The organism is Nocardia sp. NPDC060249, assembly GCF_042728755.1.
Classification (GTDB): domain Bacteria; phylum Actinomycetota; class Actinomycetes; order Mycobacteriales; family Mycobacteriaceae; genus Nocardia.
In genome coordinates this window covers 111,770-132,589 of record NZ_JBHXAQ010000007.1, presented here as the reverse complement: position 1 = coordinate 132,589, position 20,820 = coordinate 111,770, and the positions used below count along the sequence as shown (strand labels likewise).

19 protein-coding genes and 2 pseudogenes are annotated in these 20,820 nt (G+C 66.9%); 17 read left to right on the top strand and 4 right to left on the bottom strand.

The genetic code is table 11. The features are described from left to right. Positions 1 to 41 precede the first annotated feature (41 nt). Complete coding sequence (locus ACFWFP_RS23900) at positions 42 to 812, bottom strand: acyl-[acyl-carrier-protein] thioesterase (RefSeq protein ID WP_378634320.1); 771 nt, start codon at positions 810 to 812, stop codon at positions 42 to 44. 187 nt (positions 813 to 999) lie between these two features. Between ACFWFP_RS23900 and ACFWFP_RS23895 the strand changes: the two genes are divergently transcribed. The 9 genes and pseudogenes from ACFWFP_RS23895 (at position 1,000) to ACFWFP_RS23855 (ending at position 11,258) form a co-directional block, all read left to right on the top strand. After that, entirely contained in the window at positions 1,000 to 2,952 is a 1,953-nt protein-coding gene (locus ACFWFP_RS23895) for a protein kinase (protein WP_379298490.1), read from the top strand. A 53-nt stretch (positions 2,953 to 3,005) separates the two neighbouring features. Continuing rightward, positions 3,006 to 3,980 (top strand): NADPH:quinone oxidoreductase family protein, encoded by a 975-nt coding sequence (locus ACFWFP_RS23890; protein WP_379298488.1) that lies wholly within the window; start codon positions 3,006 to 3,008, stop codon positions 3,978 to 3,980. 51 nt (positions 3,981 to 4,031) lie between these two features. After that, positions 4,032 to 5,145 (top strand): annotated as a pseudogene (locus ACFWFP_RS23885) (winged helix DNA-binding domain-containing protein). A gap of 127 nt (positions 5,146 to 5,272) precedes the next feature. Beyond that, positions 5,273 to 6,586 (top strand): amidohydrolase family protein, encoded by a 1,314-nt coding sequence (locus ACFWFP_RS23880; protein WP_379298486.1) that lies wholly within the window; start codon positions 5,273 to 5,275, stop codon positions 6,584 to 6,586. Positions 6,587 to 6,698: 112 nt separating this feature from the next. Further along, positions 6,699 to 7,484 carry an ABC transporter ATP-binding protein gene (locus ACFWFP_RS23875; protein ID WP_379298484.1) on the top strand — a complete coding sequence of 262 codons (786 nt, stop codon included), beginning with the start codon at positions 6,699 to 6,701 and terminating at the stop codon, positions 7,482 to 7,484. Continuing rightward, on the top strand, positions 7,484 to 8,326 hold the full coding sequence (locus ACFWFP_RS23870) for an ABC transporter permease (RefSeq protein ID WP_379298482.1): 843 nt from the start codon (positions 7,484 to 7,486) through the stop codon (positions 8,324 to 8,326). The genes ACFWFP_RS23875 and ACFWFP_RS23870 overlap by 1 nt, the downstream gene beginning before the upstream one ends. Before the next feature lie 16 nt (positions 8,327 to 8,342). Next, entirely contained in the window at positions 8,343 to 9,512 is a 1,170-nt protein-coding gene (locus ACFWFP_RS23865; RefSeq protein WP_379298480.1) for a nitrate ABC transporter substrate-binding protein, read from the top strand. 12 nt (positions 9,513 to 9,524) lie between these two features. Further along, entirely contained in the window at positions 9,525 to 10,517 is a 993-nt protein-coding gene (locus ACFWFP_RS23860) for an isopenicillin N synthase family dioxygenase (protein WP_379298478.1), read from the top strand. An 84-nt stretch (positions 10,518 to 10,601) separates the two neighbouring features. Continuing rightward, positions 10,602 to 11,258, top strand: a complete 657-nt coding sequence (locus tag ACFWFP_RS23855; protein ID WP_379298476.1) for a GntR family transcriptional regulator — start codon at positions 10,602 to 10,604, stop codon at positions 11,256 to 11,258. A gap of 3 nt (positions 11,259 to 11,261) precedes the next feature. Here the strand turns inward: ACFWFP_RS23855 and ACFWFP_RS23850 are convergent, their stop codons facing one another. Continuing rightward, positions 11,262 to 11,777 carry an Lrp/AsnC family transcriptional regulator gene (locus ACFWFP_RS23850; RefSeq protein ID WP_379298474.1) on the bottom strand — a complete coding sequence of 172 codons (516 nt, stop codon included), beginning with the start codon at positions 11,775 to 11,777 and terminating at the stop codon, positions 11,262 to 11,264. A gap of 132 nt (positions 11,778 to 11,909) precedes the next feature. Here ACFWFP_RS23850 and hppD point away from each other — a divergent pair, with 132 nt between their 5' ends. The 7 genes from hppD to tuf all read left to right on the top strand — a co-directional run bounded on the left by hppD (position 11,910) and on the right by tuf (position 18,735). Next, positions 11,910 to 13,052: a 4-hydroxyphenylpyruvate dioxygenase gene (hppD, locus tag ACFWFP_RS23845; protein WP_379298472.1), complete on the top strand. Its 1,143-nt coding sequence runs from the start codon at positions 11,910 to 11,912 to the stop codon at positions 13,050 to 13,052. A gap of 31 nt (positions 13,053 to 13,083) precedes the next feature. Next, positions 13,084 to 13,611, top strand: coding sequence for a DUF3558 domain-containing protein (locus ACFWFP_RS23840; RefSeq protein ID WP_378913277.1), 528 nt, complete (start codon positions 13,084 to 13,086; stop codon positions 13,609 to 13,611). Then, positions 13,608 to 14,153 (top strand): DUF3558 domain-containing protein, encoded by a 546-nt coding sequence (locus ACFWFP_RS23835; RefSeq protein WP_379298470.1) that lies wholly within the window; start codon positions 13,608 to 13,610, stop codon positions 14,151 to 14,153. Before ACFWFP_RS23840 ends, ACFWFP_RS23835 begins: the two co-directional genes overlap by 4 nt. Positions 14,154 to 14,425: 272 nt before the next feature. Further along, positions 14,426 to 14,800, top strand: coding sequence for a 30S ribosomal protein S12 (rpsL, locus tag ACFWFP_RS23830; protein WP_056814220.1), 375 nt, complete (start codon positions 14,426 to 14,428; stop codon positions 14,798 to 14,800). A 1-nt stretch (position 14,801) separates the two neighbouring features. Then, on the top strand, positions 14,802 to 15,272 hold the full coding sequence (rpsG, locus tag ACFWFP_RS23825; protein ID WP_056814216.1) for a 30S ribosomal protein S7: 471 nt from the start codon (positions 14,802 to 14,804) through the stop codon (positions 15,270 to 15,272). Between the two features lie 33 nt (positions 15,273 to 15,305). Next, the gene (gene fusA, locus ACFWFP_RS23820; RefSeq protein ID WP_056814212.1) at positions 15,306 to 17,408 is read left to right on the top strand and encodes an elongation factor G; all 2,103 of its coding nucleotides are present in this window, start codon (positions 15,306 to 15,308) and stop codon (positions 17,406 to 17,408) included. 136 nt (positions 17,409 to 17,544) lie between these two features. Next, positions 17,545 to 18,735 carry an elongation factor Tu gene (gene tuf / locus ACFWFP_RS23815; RefSeq protein WP_358109020.1) on the top strand — a complete coding sequence of 397 codons (1,191 nt, stop codon included), beginning with the start codon at positions 17,545 to 17,547 and terminating at the stop codon, positions 18,733 to 18,735. Between the two features lie 72 nt (positions 18,736 to 18,807). Here the strand turns inward: tuf and ACFWFP_RS23810 are convergent. After that, a pseudogene (locus ACFWFP_RS23810) lies at positions 18,808 to 19,154 on the bottom strand (hypothetical protein). A 168-nt stretch (positions 19,155 to 19,322) separates the two neighbouring features. Here ACFWFP_RS23810 and ACFWFP_RS23805 point away from each other — a divergent pair. Next, a complete protein-coding gene (locus ACFWFP_RS23805; RefSeq protein WP_379298467.1) occupies positions 19,323 to 20,144 on the top strand; it encodes an alpha/beta fold hydrolase in 822 nt (273 codons plus the stop codon). Position 20,145: 1 nt separating this feature from the next. On the opposite strand, the gene ACFWFP_RS23800 is transcribed toward ACFWFP_RS23805, so the two are convergent. Continuing rightward, entirely contained in the window at positions 20,146 to 20,571 is a 426-nt protein-coding gene (locus tag ACFWFP_RS23800) for a PPOX class F420-dependent oxidoreductase (protein ID WP_379298465.1), read from the bottom strand. Positions 20,572 to 20,820 lie beyond the last annotated feature (249 nt).

The window sequence follows — 20,820 nt, the reverse complement described above, 5'->3', positions numbered from 1 at the left end:
GAGGCTTCCGGGCCGAGAACCCGCGGCGCCAGCCGCCAAAATTACGGCAGCGGCATGATCCGGACGACGGTCGTGGTGACGCCGCCGACCACGAACCACAGTCGCAGCACCATCTGCCCGGTCCGGTCGCCCGGTTCGTGGCGGGCGCGCACGGTGATGTGCTCGCGGGCCAGCACCGGTGCCACGTACTCGATCACGGCGCGGTGCGGTCCGGCGACCAGCTTCGGGAAGTCGACCAGGAACTGTTCGACCGCCTGCCAGTAGCAGGCGTTGTTGACGTGGTTGTACTGGTCGATATCGGTCGCCCGTACCGGGAACGGCAGGTCGGCGTCGGATTCGCGCGGCGCCGGATCGGTGAGGTAGGGCCGCCAGCGCAGGCGATGCTCGTCGGTGGATCGGGCCAGGTAGGCCAGGCCGTCGTCGCTGATCCGGGCGGGGAGATTGCTCGATTCGCTGAGGTTGATCCAGAAGCCCTCGGTCTCGATCAGCCCGCCGCGTTCGCTGGTGATGCGCGTGCGCATATTGGTCCACCGGGTGGACATCGACGAACACCAGCGCTCCAGATGCACGTGATCGGGCCACACGACCGGGCGGATCACGTCGATGACGGTGCGGCGCACGATCCAGGTGGGATCGGTGAGATGCAGCGCCGTCTGATTGAGCTCGTCCCAGGCGATGTCGGACAGATAGCGCGCTACGGCGTCCAGGCGCAGTCGTTGATAAGGATCCACGTCGCCTGCCCGGACGGGCCACGCCGTGGCGAAACCCGTGCCCTCCTCGGGAAGCGGGGCCAGTGGCTGATCGAGTGACACGTGTGCTCCTTGCGCGACACACCAGTGCGCCGCGACTTCTTGCGTAGTTCTGTAGACGACTTTACGGGTCGCAGATCACACCCTCGCGGCGAGTCGGGACTAGGGGTACCAGGTGACGATCACCAAGGGGGCAGGAGCGCGGTTGTCCTACATGACAGACCTATCCGCGCCCGGGTAGCCTGCTCTAATGGCCGGCGGAGCGATGGCGGGCTCGATGTTCGGGCGCTATGAAATTCGCAGACTTCTCGGAGTCGGCGGTATGGGGGAGGTCTACGAGGCATTCGACACCTCCAAGAATCGTGTTGTCGCCCTCAAGATGCTCAACCGGGAACTCGCCGGTGATCCCACCTTCGTGCAGCGCTTCCGCCGCGAGTCGCAGGCCATGGCGAGTGTGCAGGAACCGCACGTCATCCCGGTGCACGACTGGGGCGAGGTCGACGGCGTTCTCTATATCGACATGCGCCTGGTCAAGGGCGTCGATCTCAAGGAGCGGTTGCAGCAGCACGGCAGGCTCACGCCCGTCGAGGCGGTGCAGGTGGTCGAGCAGATCGCGTTCGCACTCGATGCCGCGCACGAGGTCGGCCTGGTCCATCGTGACGTGAAACCGGGCAACATCCTGCTCACCGGCAATCTGTTCGCCTATCTGGTCGACTTCGGCATCGCCCACACCGCCACCGACCCGCAGCTCACCAGCGCGGGCAGTGCGGTCGGCTCGATGGCGTACATGGCGCCCGAGCGATTCGAGAGTGTGCCGATGTCGCCGTCGGTGGATACCTACGCGCTCACCTGTGTCCTCTACGAATGCCTGGTCGGCCGGGTGCCGTACCCGGTGAACAGCCTCGCGGGCGCGATCGGCTCGCATCAGATGGCGCCCGCCCCGCGCCCCAGCGCCGCCGATCCCACGCTGACCACCTTCGATCCGGTCGTCGAGCGGGGGATGGCCAAGCGCCCGGACCAGCGGTACGCGACCCCCGTCGACCTGGCAAGGGCCGCCAGAGCGGCGCTGATCCAAGCCGAGCGCTCCACTCCCGCAACGGTATCGGGACCCCGGATCGAGATCACCGGCCCGCAGACACCGTTGAGCCGGGTCGATGATCTCGCTTCCCCGCCGACAACCCGCGGCTCGGCCGTCGTCCCTGCCGATTCGCAACCACCGACTCGGGATTCCGCGGCCCTGTCACCCGATTCGCCGTCGCCCCCGACTCGGGATTCCGCGGCGCTGTCTCGTGATCCGCATCCGCCCTCGGCGATCCACGGCTCGGCAGCCTATTCGGCTGGCTCGCAGTCGCCGGTGACGGCCAGGGGGCAGGTATCTCGGTCGGCACGGCAGGTGACCGGCGCCGGGCCGACCGCTCGGGTCACCGGGCCGCCATCCGCCGAACCGTATTCGACGCGTCGCGTGACGGGCCCGCAGTCCGCCGGGCCGCAGCCGACGCGTCGCGTGACCGGACCCCAACCCACGGGCGCGTATCGGGCAGCAGAGCACGAGGCCACGGTCCTGCGCGCGTCACCCGGGGTGATCGGGCCAGGCCAGGGCAGTGGCTACACCCATCCGTCGGCGCCGCTCCCGATTCCCCCGCAACGTAATTCGGCGATGCCGGTCCTGGCCGGTGCCCTGGGTTCGCTGATCGTGCTGGCGGCGGTCGGTATCGGGGTGTGGTTCATGATGACGGTCGACGAGCGCCGCACTGTGGCAGTCCCGCCACCGCCCGCGTCCGGCGTCGTCGATCCGTCCGTGATCGAGACCGGCGGTCAGACGGGCCCCACCACAGCGCAATCGCCGATCACGACCACTGTTCCCCCACTGCAATCGAGTGTCTCCGGCGCCGACGGCCAGGGCTTCTTGTCAGCGGGCCCGCGCTGCAACGACAACGACGCCGCGATGTCGATCGCCCGCACCGCCCGATCGCGTGTCGTCATCTGTCACACCGGCGACCAGCGGTACTACTACAAGGGCGTACGTGCCAGCGACGGCGCCGGGATCGAACTCGATGATCCGGTACCGAACGGCGGCGGCGCGTACACGGTGACCAACCCGACCGACGGCACTCAGTATCAGCTCAACGCGTCCGGTCTGACGATCATCAAGGCCGGTTCGGTGCTCGCCAGCGAGCCGGTGACCGAGTTCGCCCATCGTTGATCCCGCTGCCGGGTTATGTTCGCGGGTGAATGTCATCAAGAGAGGTGTCGAAAATGCGCGCAGCCCAGGTCGGCAAGTTGGACGGACCGTCGGCGATCGAGATCGTCGACCTGCCCGAGCCGGTGGCCTATCCGGGCGGCGTGCTGATCGACGTGCACGCCGCGGGCATCGCCTTCCCCGATGTGCTGATGACGCGCGGTCTCTACCAGATGAAGCCGGGCCTGCCGTTCGTCGTCGGCGGTGAGGTGGCCGGTGTCGTGCGCGAGGCGCCGGAGGGTTCGTCGCTGCGCCCCGGTGATCGGGTCGCCGCGCTGACCATGCTCGGCAACGGCGTCGCCGAGGTGGCGGTCGCACCGGAACATGCCGTGTTCGCCCTGCCGGACAACGTCTCTCTCGAAGCCGGCGCCGGCGTGCTGTTCAACGACCTCACCGTGCACTTCTGCCTGACCCAGCGCGGCAGGCTCGCCGAGGGTGAGACGGTGCTGGTACACGGTGCCGCGGGCGGTGTCGGCACCTCCACGCTGCGGATGGCCAAGGCGCTGGGCGCGGGCCGGGTGATCGCGGTGGTCAGCACCGAGTCGAAAGCCCAGGTGGCCAAGGCCAATGGCGCCACCGATGTGGTGCTGGCCGAGGGCTGGCTCGCCGCGGTGAAAGAGCTGACCGAGGGTCGCGGCGTCGACATCGTTCTCGATCCGGTCGGCGGCGACCGCTTCACCGACAGCGTCCGCTCCCTGGCGGGCGGCGGCCGGTTGCTGGTCGTCGGTTTCACCGCGGGGGAGATCCCGACGGTGAAGGTGAACCGCCTGCTGCTCAAGAACGTCGAGGTCGTCGGCGCGGCCTGGGGTGAATGGGTGATGAGCCACCCCACCTACCTCGCCGAACAGTGGGCGCAGATCGCGCCGCTGCTGGCCTCCGGTGCGATTGCCGCTCCCGACCCGGTGCTGTATCCGCTCGAGAAGACCGCCGAAGCTGTTGCGGCACTGGACAACCGGACCGCCACCGGCAAGGTGGTCGTGCGGCTGCGCTGAGCTGTCCGGGTCGGCGGGTATCGTCCACCGGGTCGTCGAAGGAGTGGTGGGATGCAGCTGTCGAACCGGGTGCTGAATCGGACGTTGCTCGCCCGGCAGCACTTGCTGGAACGCTCGGCGCTGACCACCGCCGAGATGTGCGAGCACCTGGTCGGTCTGCAAGCCCAGGACGTGCCGCCGCCGTTCATCGGATTGTGGAGCCGGATCGCCGATTTCGATCCGAGAACGGTGTCCGACGGCCTCGACGACCGGTCGCTGGTGCGGATCACCTTGATGCGCGGCACGATTCATCTCGTCACCCCGCCGGATGCGTTGCGGATCGCCCCGCATATTCAGCCCGAGCTCGAGAAAGCCCCGTTCCGTCAGGGTTTCAACTACGGCGCGATGGTCGGCCTCGACCCCGACGAGGTGCGCGCGCACGGGGAGGCGGCGCTCGGTGACGAGCCGAAGTCGGCGGCCGATCTGCGTGCCGAAGCCGCCCGCCGCTACCCCGACCGCGACGCCGGTGCGGTCCTGCAGACCTGGCTGTACCAACTCCCCGTCCTGCAGACACCCCCGCGCGGCCGCTGGGGCGACAACAGCCGCCCGGTCTGGTCGCGAGTGCAGCCCTGGCTGGGCGCGCCCCCTCGACCCGACCTACCCGGTGTCGGAGTTGATCCTGCGCTACCTGCGCGCCTTCGGACCGGCGAGCACGATGGACATGCAGGCGTGGTCGCGCCTGCCCGCCATGAAGAAGGCCGTCGCCGAACTCGGCGACCGGGTGCGCACCTACACCGACGCCCGCGGCCGCACCCTCTACGACGCGGCCGACCTCGAACTCGCCGATCCCGACCTGCCCGCCCCGGTCCGGCTGCTCGGCTGGTACGACAACGCGCTGCTGTCGCACCAGGATCGCGCGCGGATCACCGGAGACGACAATCCGCCGACCCTGCGGGCCTTCGCCACCAATGTCTCGCCGATCCTGATCGACGGTTTCGCGGCCGGGGTGTACAAGATCTTCGTCAAGTCCGGGACCGCGCGCCTGCGGATCAGTCCGGCCCGCCCGTGGACGAAAACCGAAGCGGCGCAGGTGGAAGCTGAGGCGAGCGCCTTGCTCGCCTTCCTCGAAGCCGAAGCCGAACCGGTCGTCGAGATCCTCGAGCCCGGCGCCGACCTTCGCCCGTGACGCTGTTTTAACGTCGAGGAAACAACGGCTTCCTAAGGTCGTCCCCACGACGTTCATGGCTGCAACGGACGACGTGCTCCGCTGAATCCGGCGAGCGAACCAGCCGCATCCCGAAAGAGGTGCGCGCATGGAATCTGTTGCGTCCGTCGTCATTACCGATGTCACCGTCTACACCGAGCAGGGCTGGACGCCCGGCGAAGTCGTGATCGAAGACGGTGTGGTCATCGCCATGGGAGCCGCGCCCGAACACGCGGGTCTGCCCCGTTTCGACGGCGGTGGTGGCTATCTGCTGCCGGGCTTCGTGAACACGCACACCCACCTCCAGCAGGCGGTTCTGCGTGGGGTGGGCGAGGGCCTGCCGCTGCTGGAATGGTTGCGCTGCGTCGGCGAACACACCGTGGCCGCCACCCCGGAACAGACCTACCTCTCGGCGCTGGCAGGCGGCCTGGAGCTGCTACGCAGCGGCGTCACCACGGTTGTCGAACACCTGTGGCCCAGCCCGTCCGACGAGATCCACCAGGCGATGATCCGAGCGCTGCGGGAACTCGGCATCCGCGTGGTCCTCGGGCGCGGCATCGCCGACCGTGCTGACATCACCCGCAAATGGGGACTCGACCCGCGCCTGATGCAACCACTCGACGAGGCCATGGCCCACGTCGACGAACTCGACAAGCAACTGGTCGGCACCCGCATCACCACCGCGCTTGCCGTGCCCAACCCGCGCTGCCTCACCCCCGACGGCATGGCGGCCACGCGCGAGTACGCGCGAGCCACCGGCAAAACGGTGTCGATACATGTTCTCGAGACCGCGACCGACGACGAAATGTGCCGATTGCATGCAGGTGTCTCGGCCGTCGACTACCTCGACGCGAGCGGTTTCCTCTGGGACCGCACCCTGGCCGTGCACTGCGTCAACCTCGACGAGCACGGCCGCGAGGTCTTCGCCGAACGCGGTGTCGCCGTCTCCTACAACCCGATTTCCAACATGCGCCTCGGCAGTGGCGTCGCTCCGGTTCCGGAGATGCTCGCGGCGGGCATCGACGTCACTCTCGGCGTCGACGGCGCCGCGAGCAACGACACCCAGGACATACTGCTCGCCCTGCGTCTCGGCGCCTACTTACAGCGTGCGGCCCACAAGAAGGCCGACCTGCTCGGCTTCGACCAGATGCTGCGCATGGCGACCGGCGCCGCGGGCCGGGTGCTCGGTCGCCCCGCGCGCACCGGCATCGCCGTGGGCGACCGCGCCGACCTCACTCTGGTGCGTTTCGACCGCGACTTCGCCTGCCTACCGGTGCTCGACCCCGGCGCCACCCTGCTCACCGCCGCGTCGCCACGGGTGATCGACACCGTGTGGGTCGACGGCGAGCCCGTGATCCGCGACGGGGCCAGCACCCGCGTCGACCATCAGGATCTCGCCCGCCGTCTGATTCGCATGCGATGACTGTTAATGCATCCGAAACGAACGGCACATTACATGTAATTCGCTTAGTTGACACTGAATGTACTCAAGGGTTGCACGCAACACCGACATACCGCAGGAGAAGGTGATCACGGTGACGCTCTACGACACGGTGAACGACGCCGACGCGAGGACGCTGCTGTCCGGCATGGAGGTTTCCTTCGCCGGTGTGAGCAAGCGCTTCGGCGGCGAGGGCGGCACACTCGCCCTGACCGACGTCGACCTCGACATCCGCGAAGGCGAATTCGTCGCGGTGGTCGGCCCGTCCGGCTGCGGCAAGTCGACGCTGCTGCGCCTGGCCGCCGGTCTCGAGCCGGTGAGCTCGGGAGCCGTGGCGGTGCGGACGAATTCGATCGGCTTCATCTTCCAGGAAGCCACGCTGCTGCCGTGGCGCAAGGTCCGCCGCAATGTCGAACTCTCGGCCGAACTGGCCGGGGTCGACCGCAAGACGCGCCGCGACCGGGTCGAGCGGGCGATCGACGCCGTCGGCCTGGCCGATTTCGCGAACAAGCTGCCCAGCCAGCTCTCCGGCGGCATGCGCATGCGCGTCTCGCTGGCCAGAGCGCTGTCGCTGGAACCGCGCTTGATGCTGCTGGACGAACCGTTCGGCGCGCTCGACGAGATGACCAGGCTGAACATGCAGGAGGAGTTGCTTCGCCTCTACCGCGACAACGCCTTCACCGCCCTGTTCATCACCCACTCGGTTTCCGAGGCCGTGTTCCTCGCCTCGCGCGTGGTGGTGATGTCGGCCAGACCGGGCCGCATCCACGAGGTGATCGAGGTCGACCTGTCCTACCCGCGGGAACGCGAACTGCGCTTCGAACCCGCCTTCACCGAACTCGTTTCGCGCATCTCGCGCTCGTTGAAAGAGGCTGCCTGATGGTGAGTATCGCGGCCCGTGTCCCTGCCACGGCGAAGGTGCGACTGCCGACTGCGCAGCTGCGCAGATTCGGCAGTGCCCTTGTGGCCCCAATTGTTTCGATCACCGTGGCGCTGGCCGCCTGGTACGCGGTGTCGATGCTGATCCTCAGCGAGGGCCGCCGCTTCCTGCTGCCCGCGCCGCATGTGGTGTTCAGTGAATCGCTCGCCGACCCGAAGAAGCTCGAGGTGATGCTCGAGGCGCTGGCCGTCACCGCCAGGGTCGCGATCACCGGCCTGCTGATCTCGGCGGTGCTCGGGGTGGCGATCGCGGTGCTGATGAGCCAGGCCAAGCCGATCGAGAACGTCGTCTACCCGTACGCGGTGGTCTTGCAGGCGATTCCGGTGCTGGCGGTGGTTCCGCTCATCGGCCTGTGGCTGGGCTACGGTTTCGCGGCCCGCACCACCGTGTGCGTGCTGATCGCGATCCATCCGATCATCGCGATGACCCTGTTCGGCATCAAATCCGTCGACGGCAATCTCCAGGAACTGTTCACCCTCGGCCGAGCGGGCCGCCTGCGCCGCCTCTGGTCGCTGCAACTGCCCGCCGCCCTGCCCTCCACACTGACCGGATTACGCACCGCCGCCGGTCTTTCGGTCACCGGCGCGATCATCGGCGACATGTTCTTCGCCCAGGGCAAACCGGGCATCGGCACCCTGCTCGACACCTACCGCGCCCGCCTGCAATCCGAGGACCTGATCGGTGCGCTGCTGCTGGCCGCCCTGTTCGGCGTGCTCGTGTTCACCGTGTTCACCGTCATCCAGAAAGTCAGTGTCGGCCGCTGGCACAACTCCGCCCACTAGCTCGACAGGACTCCCCATGAAGACACCTCCCTTGCGTCGCATCGGTTTTGCCGCGCTGGCTGTGCTGCTGGCGGGCACCGCGTCCGCCTGTTCCGACGACACCACCGCCGCCCCCGCCGTCGCGCTGGAACCGGCGCCGGCCGAACAACAACTCGCCGGCGCCTGCCCCGCCACCGTGGTCGTCCAGCTCCAGTGGGCACCGGAAACCGACTCCGGCCCGATCTTCGGTCTGCTCGGCCCCGGCTACACTGTCGACGCCGACAACAACAAGATCACCGGCCCGCTCGTGGCAGACGGCAAGGACACCGGCGTGAAGCTGGAGATCCGTGCGGGCGGACCGGCCATCGGCTTCCAGACCGTGCCGTCGCAGATGTACGTCGATCAGAGCATCACCCTGGGTCTCGCGCACTCCGAGCACGCCATCGCCGCCGCGGGTCAGCAGCCGATCGTCGCCGTCACCACGCTGCTGCGCAACAGTCCACAGATGCTGATGTGGGATCCCGAGACCAACCCGGACTGGAAGGGCATCGCCGACATCGGCACGTCCGGCAAGCCGGTCGTGGTCTCCAAAGGACAGCTGTACCCGGACTGGCTCGTCGCCCGCGGACTGGTGCGCAAGGAGCAGATCGACGCCTCCTACGACAATTCGCCTTCGCGCTTCGTCACCGATCCGTCCTTCGCCCAGCAGGGCTTCGCCAACGCCGAACCGTTCACCTACGAGCACGAGGTGCGGGCCTGGAACAAGCCGGTCGGCTACCAGCTGCTCAAGGACGCCGGCTACGAGGGTTACGCCCGCACCGTGAACGTGCGCGCCGACAAGCTCGCCGAACTGCGCCCGTGCCTGCGGAAGCTGGTGCCGATGATCCAGCAGGCCACCGCGTCGTTCGAAGCTGATCCCGGTCACGTCAACGATGTCGTCGTCGACGTGGTCGAACAGAACCCCAAGCTCAGCCCCTACAGCGCCGAACTGGCCGAATTCGGTTCCAAGGCACTCATCGACGGTGGCCTGATCGGCAACGACACCGACGGCGTGCTCGGCAGTTTCGACGAGGCCCGCGTCCAGCGCATCATCGACGAATTCGGACCCATCCTGCGAGCCGGCGGCGCGAACGTGCCCACCGGCCTGACCGCGAAGGACCTGGTCACCAAGGAATTCCTCGACCCCGCCATTTCCGTCACCGGCTAAGGAGACACCCCCATGACCACCAGCTACGACCTGTCCGAAGTCTCGCGCGAGAAGCAGATGGGCGGCCTCGGCAAGGAGACCACCGACCGCGAGATCCGCGTCATCGACCTCGCCGACTTCGAGAACCGTCGCGCCGAGATCACCGAGGAACTGTGGGCCGCCGCCACCGAGATCGGCTTCTTCCAGCTCTCCGGCCACGGCATTGCGCAGGACCTGATCGACGAGATGTTCGGCGCCACCGCCGATTTCTTCGCCCTCCCCGAGGAGATCAAAGGCCGGTATCCCCTGGTCAAGAAGAACAACGCGGGCTGGGAGAGCCTGAGCCAGGTGCGCCCGTCCATCGGCGTGCCCGATCAGAAGGAGTCGTATCAGATCACCCGGCCGCACATGGACGAGTTGTGGCCCAGCGACACCGAGCTGGCCGGATTCCGCACCCGCGTCCTGGACTTCGAGAGCCGGGCCTGGGAAGTGGCGATGCGGGTGCTGTCCTGCTTCGCCGACCGCCTCGGCTTCGACCGCGAACACTTCACCGCCGCACACGATCCCAGCTCCGCGAGCTACCAGAGCGCCCTGCGGCTGTTGCACTACTTCGCTGTCCCCGAGGAACTGCGCGGCGTGCCCGGACGCTGGCGGGCCGGCGCGCACACCGACTTCGACTGCCTCACCTTGCTTTTCCAGCGCGACGGCCAGGGCGGGCTCCAGGTGTGCCCCGGCAAGGAGATGGAGGAGCAGGAGTGGACCTCCATCACCCCGTCGTCGAGCCTGATCACCTGCAATATCGGTGACATGCTCACCCGCTGGAGCGACGATCTGCTGCCGTCGAACTTCCACCGCGTCCGCAGCCCCGGCGAGGGCGAGTACCAGGGCGAGCGCTACAGCATCGCCTACTTCGCCCAGGCCGACCGCGACGCCGTCATCCAGGGGCCGGCAGGCAAGTACCCACCCGTCACCGCGGCGGACTTCCTGACTCAGCGGGTGCGGGCGAACTACCGCACCCAGGGATAATCACCGCAACCAACGGAAAGGACACGGCATGAGCGGTCAGCGCCCGGAGGAGGCAGCCCGCGCAACCACGCGGAGCGCCCGAGCATGCCCGAAGATTCTGCGATGACCGAAGCCTCGCTGCTCGGCCAGTCCGTCCATCGACAGATCCGGCAGATGGTCCTCTCCGGCGAGCTGACCTCGGGCCAGGCGCTCAGCGTGCCTGCGCTGGCGACCGAGCTCGGGGTCAGCCGCAGCCCCGTCCGCGAGGCGGTGCAGCAGCTGATCTACGAGGGTCTCGCCGTCAGCGCGCCGCACGCCGGGGCGAAGGTGGCCGCCGTCGACGACGACCGTATCCGCGACGTCCTCGAGGTCAGGGCCGCCCTCGACGGTCTCGCCGCCGCCGCGGCCGCCACCCGGCTCACCGAGGCCGATCTCGACACGCTCACCGGCATCATCACCGCCCAGCGAGCGCATCTGGACGACCCGGCCGATCCCGCTCGCGACGCCCAGCTCGACCTGGAATTCCACACCTTCATCCGCGACGCCTCCGGCAACGGGTGCGTCGTCGACGAACTGGCCCGTCTGGAAGCCCAGGCCCACCTCTACCGCGGCGATCTCTGGTGCTCGGCCCGCAACCGCCGCGTCGCCCTGCGCGAACACCGCCGCATCGTCGAAGCCCTCGAATCCGGCCACCCGGAGTCGGCCCGCGCCGCCGCGGAAGCCCACGTGCGAGGCCTGCTCACCCGCCTCGCCCGGCGGTAACCGTCAGCGGTGATCGCGGTAGGCGGGGGCCTTCGTGGTCCCGGCCGGGGTCAAGGTGTGCAGCAGCGGCATCGTCCGATGCGCGACCACCGTCGACAACACGATCACACTGTGCGAGCGCACCACCGACCCCGTCCGATCGATGCTCAACAACACCGCCTGCAATCCGGCATGGGAATCGGCCCCGATCCGGCACAGCACATCACCGGAGCCGGTCGTCGCGTACGCCTCGAGCACTCCAGGGATCGCCGCCAGCTCCGCGCTCACCGTATCCAGCGCGCCCTGCGCGATCTCCAGGGTGACGAACGCCTGCACCTCGAAACCCGCTGCGGTGACGTCGATCTGCGGATCGTAGGACGCGATCACCCCGGATTCCTCCATCCGGTTGATCCGCGCCTGCACCGTCGCCCGCGCGACCTTCGTCCGCCGCGACAGCTCGAGAATTCCGGCCTTCTGGAACTCGTGCATCGCGGTGAGGATCGCCAGGTCCAGCTCATCCAATTTCGCGGGGGTGCGCATGCGAAGACCTCCATGTCCGGTTGCTATTCAAATTGTCCACCATTTGTGGGCATCCGGTGGCTTCTCGAGCCAGCCTGTTCAGACGGAGATGGAGTAGTTGCCCACCTGCGGCCTGGCGCGATTTCCTAGGTCATGACCATTGAGCAGCAGCTCGTCGGGCTGATCGAGCACGACGACAGTGTCGATCCGTTTCCGGTGATCGGGTGGGACGCCCTCGTCTGGGTTGTCGGCAACGCGACCCAGAGCGCCCACTTCCTGCAATCCGCGTTCGGCATGCGGCTGGAGGCGTACTCGGGCCCGGAGACCGGCAATCGCGACCACAAGTCGTTCGTGCTGCGCAGCGGGGGAGCGCGGTTCGTGATCACCGGCGCGGTCGACCCCGACAGCCCGCTCGTCACCCACCACGACCGCCACGGCGACGGCGTCGTCGACATCTCCCTCGAGGTCGCCGATGTGGATCGCTGCATCGCCCGGGCTCGCGAACACGGCGCGACGATCCTCACCGAACCCCACGACGAGACCGACGAATTCGGCACCGTCCGCTCCGCCGCACTGGCCACCTACGGCGACACCAGGCACACCCTCGTCGACCGCTCCGGCTATGTCGGCCCGTATCTCCCCGGCTATATCGCCCGCACCTCCCCCCGCGCGCCGGGCAAGCGCGTATTCCAGGCGATCGATCACGTGGTGGGCAATGTCGAGCTGGGCATGATGGACCGCTGGGTCGACTTCTATCGCGGCGTCATGGGGTTCACGAACATGGCCGAGTTCGTCGGCGACGACATCGCCACCGAGTACTCCGCGCTGATGAGCAAGGTCGTCGCCAACGGCAATCACCGGGTGAAGTTCCCGCTCAACGAACCTGCGCTGGGCCGCAAACGTTCTCAGATCGACGAGTATCTCGAGTTCTATCGCGGTCCCGGCGTCCAGCACATCGCACTGGCCACCGGCGACATCCTCGAAACCGTCGACGCCCTGCGGGCCGAGGGCATCGAATTCCTCGCCACACCCGACACCTATTACGAGGATCCCGAATTGCGCGCTCGCATCGGCGCCGTGCGCGTTCCGGTCGGCGAACTCCAGCGTCGCGGCATCCTGGTCGACCGTGACGAAGACGGCTACCTCCTCCAGATCTTCACCCGCCCGCTCACCGATCGCCCCACCGTGTTCTTCGAACTCATCGAGCGACACGGCTCACTCGGTTTCGGAAAAGGCAACTTCAAGGCCCTTTTCCAGGCCATCGAACGCGAACAGCGGGCTCGCGGCAATCTGTGACCGGGTCCGCGGACCTACTACAGTTGCGGCCATGCGGATCCCCTCGGCGATCATCACCGGCATGACCTTGGTCGTCATGCTGACGTCGTGCGGATCGGGGGGCGACTCCGATACGCCGACAGGGCCCAACCGACCCCCACCGAAGGTCGCCTCACTGGGCCCCTTCGTGGGCGAGTGCGGTCACGTCACCGACGACGAAGTGCGCACCCTCGCCGGCCTCGGCCAGATCGCGCGGGTCTACAAGAACGCGACCGGCTGCAACTGGCAGGCGGCCGGATTGTCCTCGCCCAGCGTCACTTTCGCCTCCTACCGAGGCAGCCCGATCGAACGTGAGAAGGCGTGGGTGTCCAACGTCGGCCGCGCACCGGAGACCGTCGATGTCGGCGGCCACCCCGGCTTCCAGGCACTCGCGCCGGAGGGCACTGTCTGCGACTTCGCCGTGCAACTCGACGACGACTTCTTCGAATGGTCGATATCCACCGGCCTGTTCGCCACCGGCGGCAACCCGTGCGACCGGACCAGGAAACTGGCGGAGCTGACCGTAGGACGGCTGAAGTGAGGGCGGGCAAGGTCGCTGCCGCCGTGCTGATGCTCACCCTCACGCTGGCGGGCTGTGGCCAGAAGATCGAGGGCAGCGCCCAGCCGCTGGGCCAGGGTGGCGGGGGGGAGTCGATCAACACCGACTTCGACAAGCTGCTGCGCGAGTGCGAAGTGGTGGCCGCCGACAAGATCGGCGAGATCGTCGGCAACGCCAAGCTCGTCGGTGCCTCCTTCAGCGGCGCCGTCTGCATGTGGGACATCGAGGACGCCCCTGGTGGGGGAGCCATGGCCAGCCTCAACTGGTACGAGATGGGTACCCTGAACAACGAGAAGACCACCAACGACAAGCTGGGCTACCTCTCCGGCGACATCACCGTGCAGGGCCGCAGGGCGCTGCAGGTGCGCCGGCCGGGCGACAACGACTCCTGCGGCGTCACCGCACCGGCCGCCGATGTCGGCGTCGTCGGGTGGTGGATCAACTACCGCCCCGGCTCGGCGCACCCCGATCCGTGCGCGGGCGCCCAGAAATTGGTCGAGCTGACTCTGGATCTCGCCCGGTAGAAGGCTTGACGCGGCCCCCCGCTTTGACCCCGAATCGGGCAGGTGGGTATCGTAGATCCCTGTGCCCGGATTGCTACGGGCAAGTTCGTGTGTGAACGTAGGCCAGCGAAAGCGGCCGATACGTTCCAGCGTGCCTTGAAAAGGGCACTGAGCGCCTCAGCGACACGCCCGACCACGGGTTAACGGAAACGTGGTCTGACGTGCGGGTGAAAGCTCGATGAACTGCAAGACACTGCACACCAAGCGCAATAACCAATAAGGAAAGCCGGTCTATGCCAACCATCAACCAGCTGGTCCGCAAGGGTCGCCGCGACAAGGTCACCAAGACCAAGACTGCGGCCCTGAAGGGGAGCCCGCAGCGTCGTGGCGTGTGCACTCGCGTGTACACCACCACCCCCAAGAAGCCGAACTCCGCGCTCCGTAAGGTCGCGCGTGTTCGCCTGACCAGCGCGATCGAGGTCACGGCGTACATCCCCGGTGAAGGCCACAACCTGCAGGAGCACTCCATGGTGCTCGTTCGCGGCGGTCGTGTGAAGGACCTTCCTGGTGTCCGTTACAAGATCATCCGTGGATCGCTCGACACCCAGGGCGTGAAGAACCGCAAGCAGGCGCGCAGCCGCTACGGCGCCAAGAAGGAGAAGAGCTGATATGCCACGCAAGGGCCCCGCACCCAAGCGTCCGCTGATCAACGACCCGGTCTACGGGTCCCCGCTGGTCACTCAGCTGGTCAACAAGATCCTCATGGACGGCAAGAAGTCCACCGCCGAGCGCATCGTCTACGGTGCCCTCGAGCAGGCGCGTGAGAAGACCGGCACCGATCCGGTCGTCACCCTCAAGCGCGCGCTGGACAACGTCAAGCCCGCCCTCGAGGTGAAGCCCCGCCGTGTCGGTGGCGCCACCTACCAGGTGCCGGTCGAGGTCCGTCCGGGCCGCGCCAACACCCTGGCGCTGCGCTGGCTGGTCAGCTACTCCCGCGCCCGTCGCGAGAAGACCATGGTCGAGCGTCTCGCCAACGAGCTCCTCGATGCCAGCAACGGCCTCGGTGCCGCAGTGAAGCGTCGCGAGGACACCCACAAGATGGCCGAGTCGAACCGGGCCTTCGCGCACTACCGCTGGTGATAGCCCGGCCCGTCACTTAAAAGGGAGAATTTCGTGGCACAGGACGTGCTCACCGACCTGAACAAGGTCCGCAACATCGGCATCATGGCCCACATCGATGCGGGCAAGACCACCACGACCGAACGCATCCTGTTCTACACCGGCATCACGTACAAGATCGGTGAAGTTCACGATGGCGCGGCCACGATGGACTGGATGGAGCAGGAGCAGGAGCGTGGTATCACCATCACCTCCGCGGCTACCACCTGCTTCTGGAAAGACAACCAGATCAACATCATCGACACCCCCGGGCACGTCGACTTCACCGTCGAGGTGGAGCGTTCGCTGCGCGTGCTCGACGGCGCGGTCGCGGTGTTCGACGGCAAAGAGGGTGTCGAGCCCCAGTCCGAGCAGGTGTGGCGTCAGGCCGACAAGTACGACGTGCCGCGTATCTGCTTCGTGAACAAGATGGACAAGCTCGGTGCGGATTTCTACTTCACCGTGCAGACCATCAAGGACCGTCTCGGCGCTCGCCCGCTCGTGATCCAGCTGCCGATCGGCGCTGAGAACGACTTCGAGGGCATCGTCGACCTGGTCGAGAACAACGCCAAGGTCTGGAAGGGCGAGACCAAGCTCGGCGAAGAGTACGAAGTCGTCGAGATTCCGGCCGACCTCAAGGAGAAGGCCGAGCAGTACCGTCAGGAACTGCTCGAGACCGTCGCCGAGTCCGACGAGGCACTGCTCGAGAAGTTCTTCGGTGGCGAGGATCTCACCATCGAGGAGATCAAGGGCGCCATCCGCAAGATGACCGTCAACTCCGAGCTGTACCCGGTGCTGTGCGGTTCCGCGTTCAAGAACAAGGGCGTTCAGCCCATGCTCGACGCGGTCATCGATTACCTGCCTTCCCCGCTGGACGTCGAGGCCACCACCGGCCACGTGCCCAACAAGGAAGAAGAGCTGATCACCCGCAAGCCGAACGTCGACGAGCCGTTCGCGGCGCTGGCGTTCAAGATCGCGGTGCACCCGTTCTTCGGTGAACTCACCTACGTGCGTGTGTACTCGGGTCAGGTCGCCTCCGGCGCCCAGGTCGTCAACTCGACCAAGGGCAAGAAGGAGCGTCTGGGCAAGCTGTTCCAGATGCACTCCAACAAGGAGATGCCGGTCGCCACGGCGTCGGCAGGCCACATCTACGCGGTCATCGGCCTGAAGGACACCACCACCGGTGACACCCTGTCCGACGCGCAGAACCAGGTCGTCCTCGAGTCGATGACCTTCCCGGATCCGGTCATCGAGGTCTCGATCGAGCCCAAGACCAAGTCCGACCAGGAAAAGCTCGGTACCGCGATCCAGAAGCTGGCGCGCGAAGACCCGACGTTCTCGGTCAAGCTCGACCAGGAGACCGGCCAGACCGTCATCGGCGGCATGGGCGAGCTCCACCTCGACATCCTCGTCGACCGTATGCGTCGCGAGTTCAAGGTCGAGGCGAACGTCGGCAAGCCGCAGGTGGCCTACCGCGAGACCATCACCAAGAAGGTCGAAAAGCACGAGTTCACCCACAAGAAGCAGACGGGTGGCTCCGGCCAGTTCGCGAAGGTCATCATCGCCCTCGAGCCGTTCGTCGGCGAGGACGGCGCGACCTACGAGTTCGAGAACAAGGTCTCCGGCGGTCGCGTGCCCCGTGAGTACATCCCGTCGGTCGACGCGGGCGCCCAGGATGCCATGCAGTACGGCGTGCTCGCCGGCTACCCGCTGGTGAACCTGAAGGTCAGCCTGCTCGACGGCGCGTACCACGACGTCGACTCCTCGGAAATGGCGTTCAAGATCGCGGGTTCGCAGGCCCTCAAGGAAGCGGCCCGTAAGGCCGGTCCGGTGATCCTCGAGCCGCTCATGGCGGTCGAGGTCATCACGCCCGAGGAATACATGGGCGACGTGATCGGCGACCTCAACTCCCGCCGTGGCCAGATTCAGGCCATGGAGGAACGCAGTGGTGCCCGTGTCGTCAAGGCGCTGGTTCCGCTCTCGGAGATGTTCGGTTACATCGGTGACCTGCGGTCCAAGACCCAGGGTCGCGCGAACTACTCCATGGTGTTCGCCCAGTACGCAGAGGTTCCGGCCAATGTGTCCAAGGAGATCATCGCCAAGGCGACCGGCGAATAAAACCCTCTTGCGGTCCAGTGGCACACTGGACCGCAAGTGCCGGGCGTCAAGTAATACCCCCGGTCCCCGCCTCCAGCGGGGATGACACACGCACTGCTGCAAATGCACGCACCAACAAGTCCAGGAGGACCCAAAAGTGGCGAAGGCGAAGTTCGAGCGGACGAAGCCGCACGTCAACATCGGCACCATCGGTCACGTCGACCACGGCAAGACCACGCTGACTGCAGCGATCACCAAGGTGCTGGCTGACAAGTTCCCGGATCTGAACGACGCGTTCGCGTTCGATCAGATCGACAAGGCGCCGGAGGAGAAGGCTCGTGGTATCACGATCAACATCTCCCACGTCGAGTACCAGACCGATAAGCGCCACTACGCGCACGTCGACGCCCCGGGCCACGCGGACTACATCAAGAACATGATCACCGGTGCGGCGCAGATGGACGGCGCCATCCTCGTGGTCGCGGCCACCGATGGCCCGATGCCGCAGACTCGCGAGCACGTGCTGCTCGCCCGTCAGGTCGGCGTGCCCTACATCCTGGTCGCGCTGAACAAGTCGGACATGGTCGACGATGAGGAAATCCTCGAGCTCGTCGAGATGGAGGTCCGCGAACTGCTGGCCTCGCAGGAATTCGACGAGGACGCGCCGGTCGTGCGTGTCTCCGGTCTGAAGGCCCTCGAGGGCGACGAGAAGTGGGCCGAGGCCATCGTCGAGCTCATGCAGGCCGTCGACGACTCGATCCCGGACCCGGTCCGCGAGACCGAGCTCCCGTTCCTGATGCCCGTTGAGGACGTCTTCACGATCACCGGTCGTGGCACCGTCGTCACCGGTCGCGTCGAGCGCGGCATCGTCAACGTGAACGAGGAGGTGGAAATCGTCGGCATCAAGGAGAAGTCGACCAAGACCACCGTCACCGGCATCGAGATGTTCCGCAAGCTGCTCGACCAGGGCCAGGCGGGCGACAACGTCGGCCTGCTGGTTCGTGGCATCAAGCGCGAAGATGTCGAGCGTGGCCAGGTTGTCGTCAAGCCGGGCACCACGACTCCCCACACGGAGTTCGAGGGCCAGGCGTACATCCTGTCGAAGGACGAGGGCGGCCGCCACACCCCGTTCTTCAACAACTACCGCCCGCAGTTCTACTTCCGTACCACGGACGTGACCGGCGTCGTTACCCTCCCCGAGGGCACCGAGATGGTCATGCCCGGCGACAACACCGAGATGCTGGTCAAGCTGATCCAGCCGGTCGCCATGGACGAAGGCCTGCGCTTCGCGATCCGCGAGGGTGGCCGCACCGTCGGTGCCGGTCGCGTCACGAAGATCATCAAGTGAGTCGGTAAGACCCACTGCACAACCTGAACGGCGTCGCTCCCCCGGAGCGGCGCCGTTCGGCGTTTCCGCCGATCATGCCGGAGTGACGCGGACGGTTACCCGGCCGCGCTCGTCGCGGTGGGCTACGGCGTGACCGGGGTGGTCGGTGCCGTCGATGCGAAGGGTGACGGGGGCTCCCTCGCCGAGGAAGTTGCGCCACCACTGCTTCTTGTCCGGCAGGGCTACGCCGATGACGTAGTCGGTTCCGGAGCGGCGGTAGTTCCCGGGGTGCTGAAGGTGCGGCCGGATCGGCGGCCCACGTAGCTGATCTGTGCGAACGACTTACCCAGTAGCTTGCCGAGCACGGGGACCTCGGTCAGAGCCACCACGGCGGTGTTGAAACCACGAACGCCTCTGCGTGCCAACGATTCTTGTGCCATCGGTACTCCCTACCCAGTAGTGGTATATCCGTCACCAGCGTACGGTCGGTTCCGGCGGGGTGTGGCTCGCCGAGCCGGTGTTCGGAATGACCTCGCAGGTCATCGCGGTTGTCGGGGGTGCTCGGTAGCGTTCGGGAAGCTGTCGCATTCGGGAGGATCGGAGACGTCGTGGGTAGTGCCGCACTGGAACGGGAATTGGCTGTCAGCGAGGGAGTGCTCGAGCACGGGATGCCTTATCTCGCGTTCGGGTCGGGGCGTCCGCTGGTGTTCTTGCGGTGGTTCATGCCCGACCACGCCAATCCGCGTGGCTGGCTGCGGTCGAGTGAGATCAAGACAATGGCGCCGCTGGCCAGGAACTTTCGGGTGTACGCGGTCAATCGCGCGCCGGGGATGGCGGCCGGTACCTCGATGGGCGATATCGCGCGGGAGCACGCGCAAGCCCTGCACGCCGAATTCGGTGCTCCCGTAGACGTTCTCGGCATTTCGTCGGGCGGCTCGGTGGCGCTGCAACTCGCCGCCGACCACCCCTCGGTGGTGCGCCGATTGGTGATCGCTTCCTCCGCCTACCGTCTCGATCAGTCCGCGCGGGCGTCGCAGATGAAGTACGCGGAGGCCGCCGCGGCGGGCAAACGGTCGCTGCACCACATGGTGACCCAGGGCATCGAATCGCCGCTGAAGGCCCGGCTCGTCGGTGCCGCGGCCTGGCTGGCGGACCCGCTGTTGCGCCCGAAGAACCCAGCCGACACCCTCGCCTTCGTGCACGCCGAGGATGCCTTCGATCTCACCGGCCGTCTCGCCGACATCACGAACCCCACGCTGGTCGTCGCGGGCGACCGCGACGAGTTCTACGACCAATCCTCTTTCCGCTACACCGCGGACGGCATTCCTGATTCCCGCTTGATCGTCTACCCCGCGACCGACCACCTCGGGGCGATCAAACACGCCCGGTTCGCTCCGGACGTCACCGAATTCCTGTCGGCAACAAGCTGACTCAGCGAATCTTGGCGCCGTAGACGTGCTCGACGGACAGGGCCATGAGTACGCGGCGGTCCGAGACCATGACCTCGCGGTACTCGGTCCAGTCGGGGTGTTCGCCTGCGGCCGCGCGGTAGTAGTCGACCAAGGCCTCCACTTCCGGGCCGTTCGGGTCCGTGCCTGGTCCGGTCAAGGTGGCGGTGCCCTCGGCGGTGGCCCACGACCAGCCGTCGGCGCTGGTGACCTCGAGCGCGGCGCGCGGATCGCGACGGAGGTTGATCGTTTTGGCGCGGCCCTCGGTCATGGAGACGTAGATGATGCTCGCGGCACGGTCGTAGTACGGGGTGACGGGGGAGAGCTGGGGGCGGCCGTCGGATTTGATGGTGGCGAGGATGCCGATGCGGGAGTCGGCGATGAGGGCGTGCAGGTCGAGTTCGGGCACCGGTTGGCTCCTTGGGGGTGGCGGGGCTGCTCGTTGTGACGAACCGTGGTGGCCGCGCGTTTATGCCCGACGGCCGAAATCCCGTCGACAGCGCGCGATCGGGCGCGTAGAACTTGTCGCATGGTTACAGCACGTCCGCAGTCGCGGTTCTAGCTCGCATCGGGTCCTTCGGCGCCGGTGCGGCGCCGCGTGATCCGACGCCCGTGCCGTCCCAGGAACGCACAACTGGCGAGCGTCGACTCATCGACC

What these genes read in the sequence shown, in the direction of transcription:
- ACFWFP_RS23880 (WP_379298486.1), top strand. Translation starts at nt 5,273, where the DNA reads ATGGAATCTGTTGCGTCCGTCGTCATTACCGATGTCACCGTCTACACC.
- ACFWFP_RS23850 (WP_379298474.1), bottom strand. Translation starts at nt 11,777, where the DNA reads ATGCGCACCCCCGCGAAATTGGATGAGCTGGACCTGGCGATCCTCACC.
- ACFWFP_RS23860 (WP_379298478.1), top strand. Translation starts at nt 9,525, where the DNA reads ATGACCACCAGCTACGACCTGTCCGAAGTCTCGCGCGAGAAGCAGATG.
- ACFWFP_RS23870 (WP_379298482.1), top strand. Translation starts at nt 7,484, where the DNA reads ATGGTGAGTATCGCGGCCCGTGTCCCTGCCACGGCGAAGGTGCGACTG.
- hppD (WP_379298472.1), top strand. Translation starts at nt 11,910, where the DNA reads ATGACCATTGAGCAGCAGCTCGTCGGGCTGATCGAGCACGACGACAGT.
- ACFWFP_RS23840 (WP_378913277.1), top strand. Translation starts at nt 13,084, where the DNA reads ATGCGGATCCCCTCGGCGATCATCACCGGCATGACCTTGGTCGTCATG.
- ACFWFP_RS23895 (WP_379298490.1), top strand. Translation starts at nt 1,000, where the DNA reads ATGGCCGGCGGAGCGATGGCGGGCTCGATGTTCGGGCGCTATGAAATT.
- ACFWFP_RS23865 (WP_379298480.1), top strand. Translation starts at nt 8,343, where the DNA reads ATGAAGACACCTCCCTTGCGTCGCATCGGTTTTGCCGCGCTGGCTGTG.
- rpsG (WP_056814216.1), top strand. Translation starts at nt 14,802, where the DNA reads ATGCCACGCAAGGGCCCCGCACCCAAGCGTCCGCTGATCAACGACCCG.
- ACFWFP_RS23890 (WP_379298488.1), top strand. Translation starts at nt 3,006, where the DNA reads ATGCGCGCAGCCCAGGTCGGCAAGTTGGACGGACCGTCGGCGATCGAG.
- ACFWFP_RS23855 (WP_379298476.1), top strand. Translation starts at nt 10,602, where the DNA reads ATGCCCGAAGATTCTGCGATGACCGAAGCCTCGCTGCTCGGCCAGTCC.
- rpsL (WP_056814220.1), top strand. Translation starts at nt 14,426, where the DNA reads ATGCCAACCATCAACCAGCTGGTCCGCAAGGGTCGCCGCGACAAGGTC.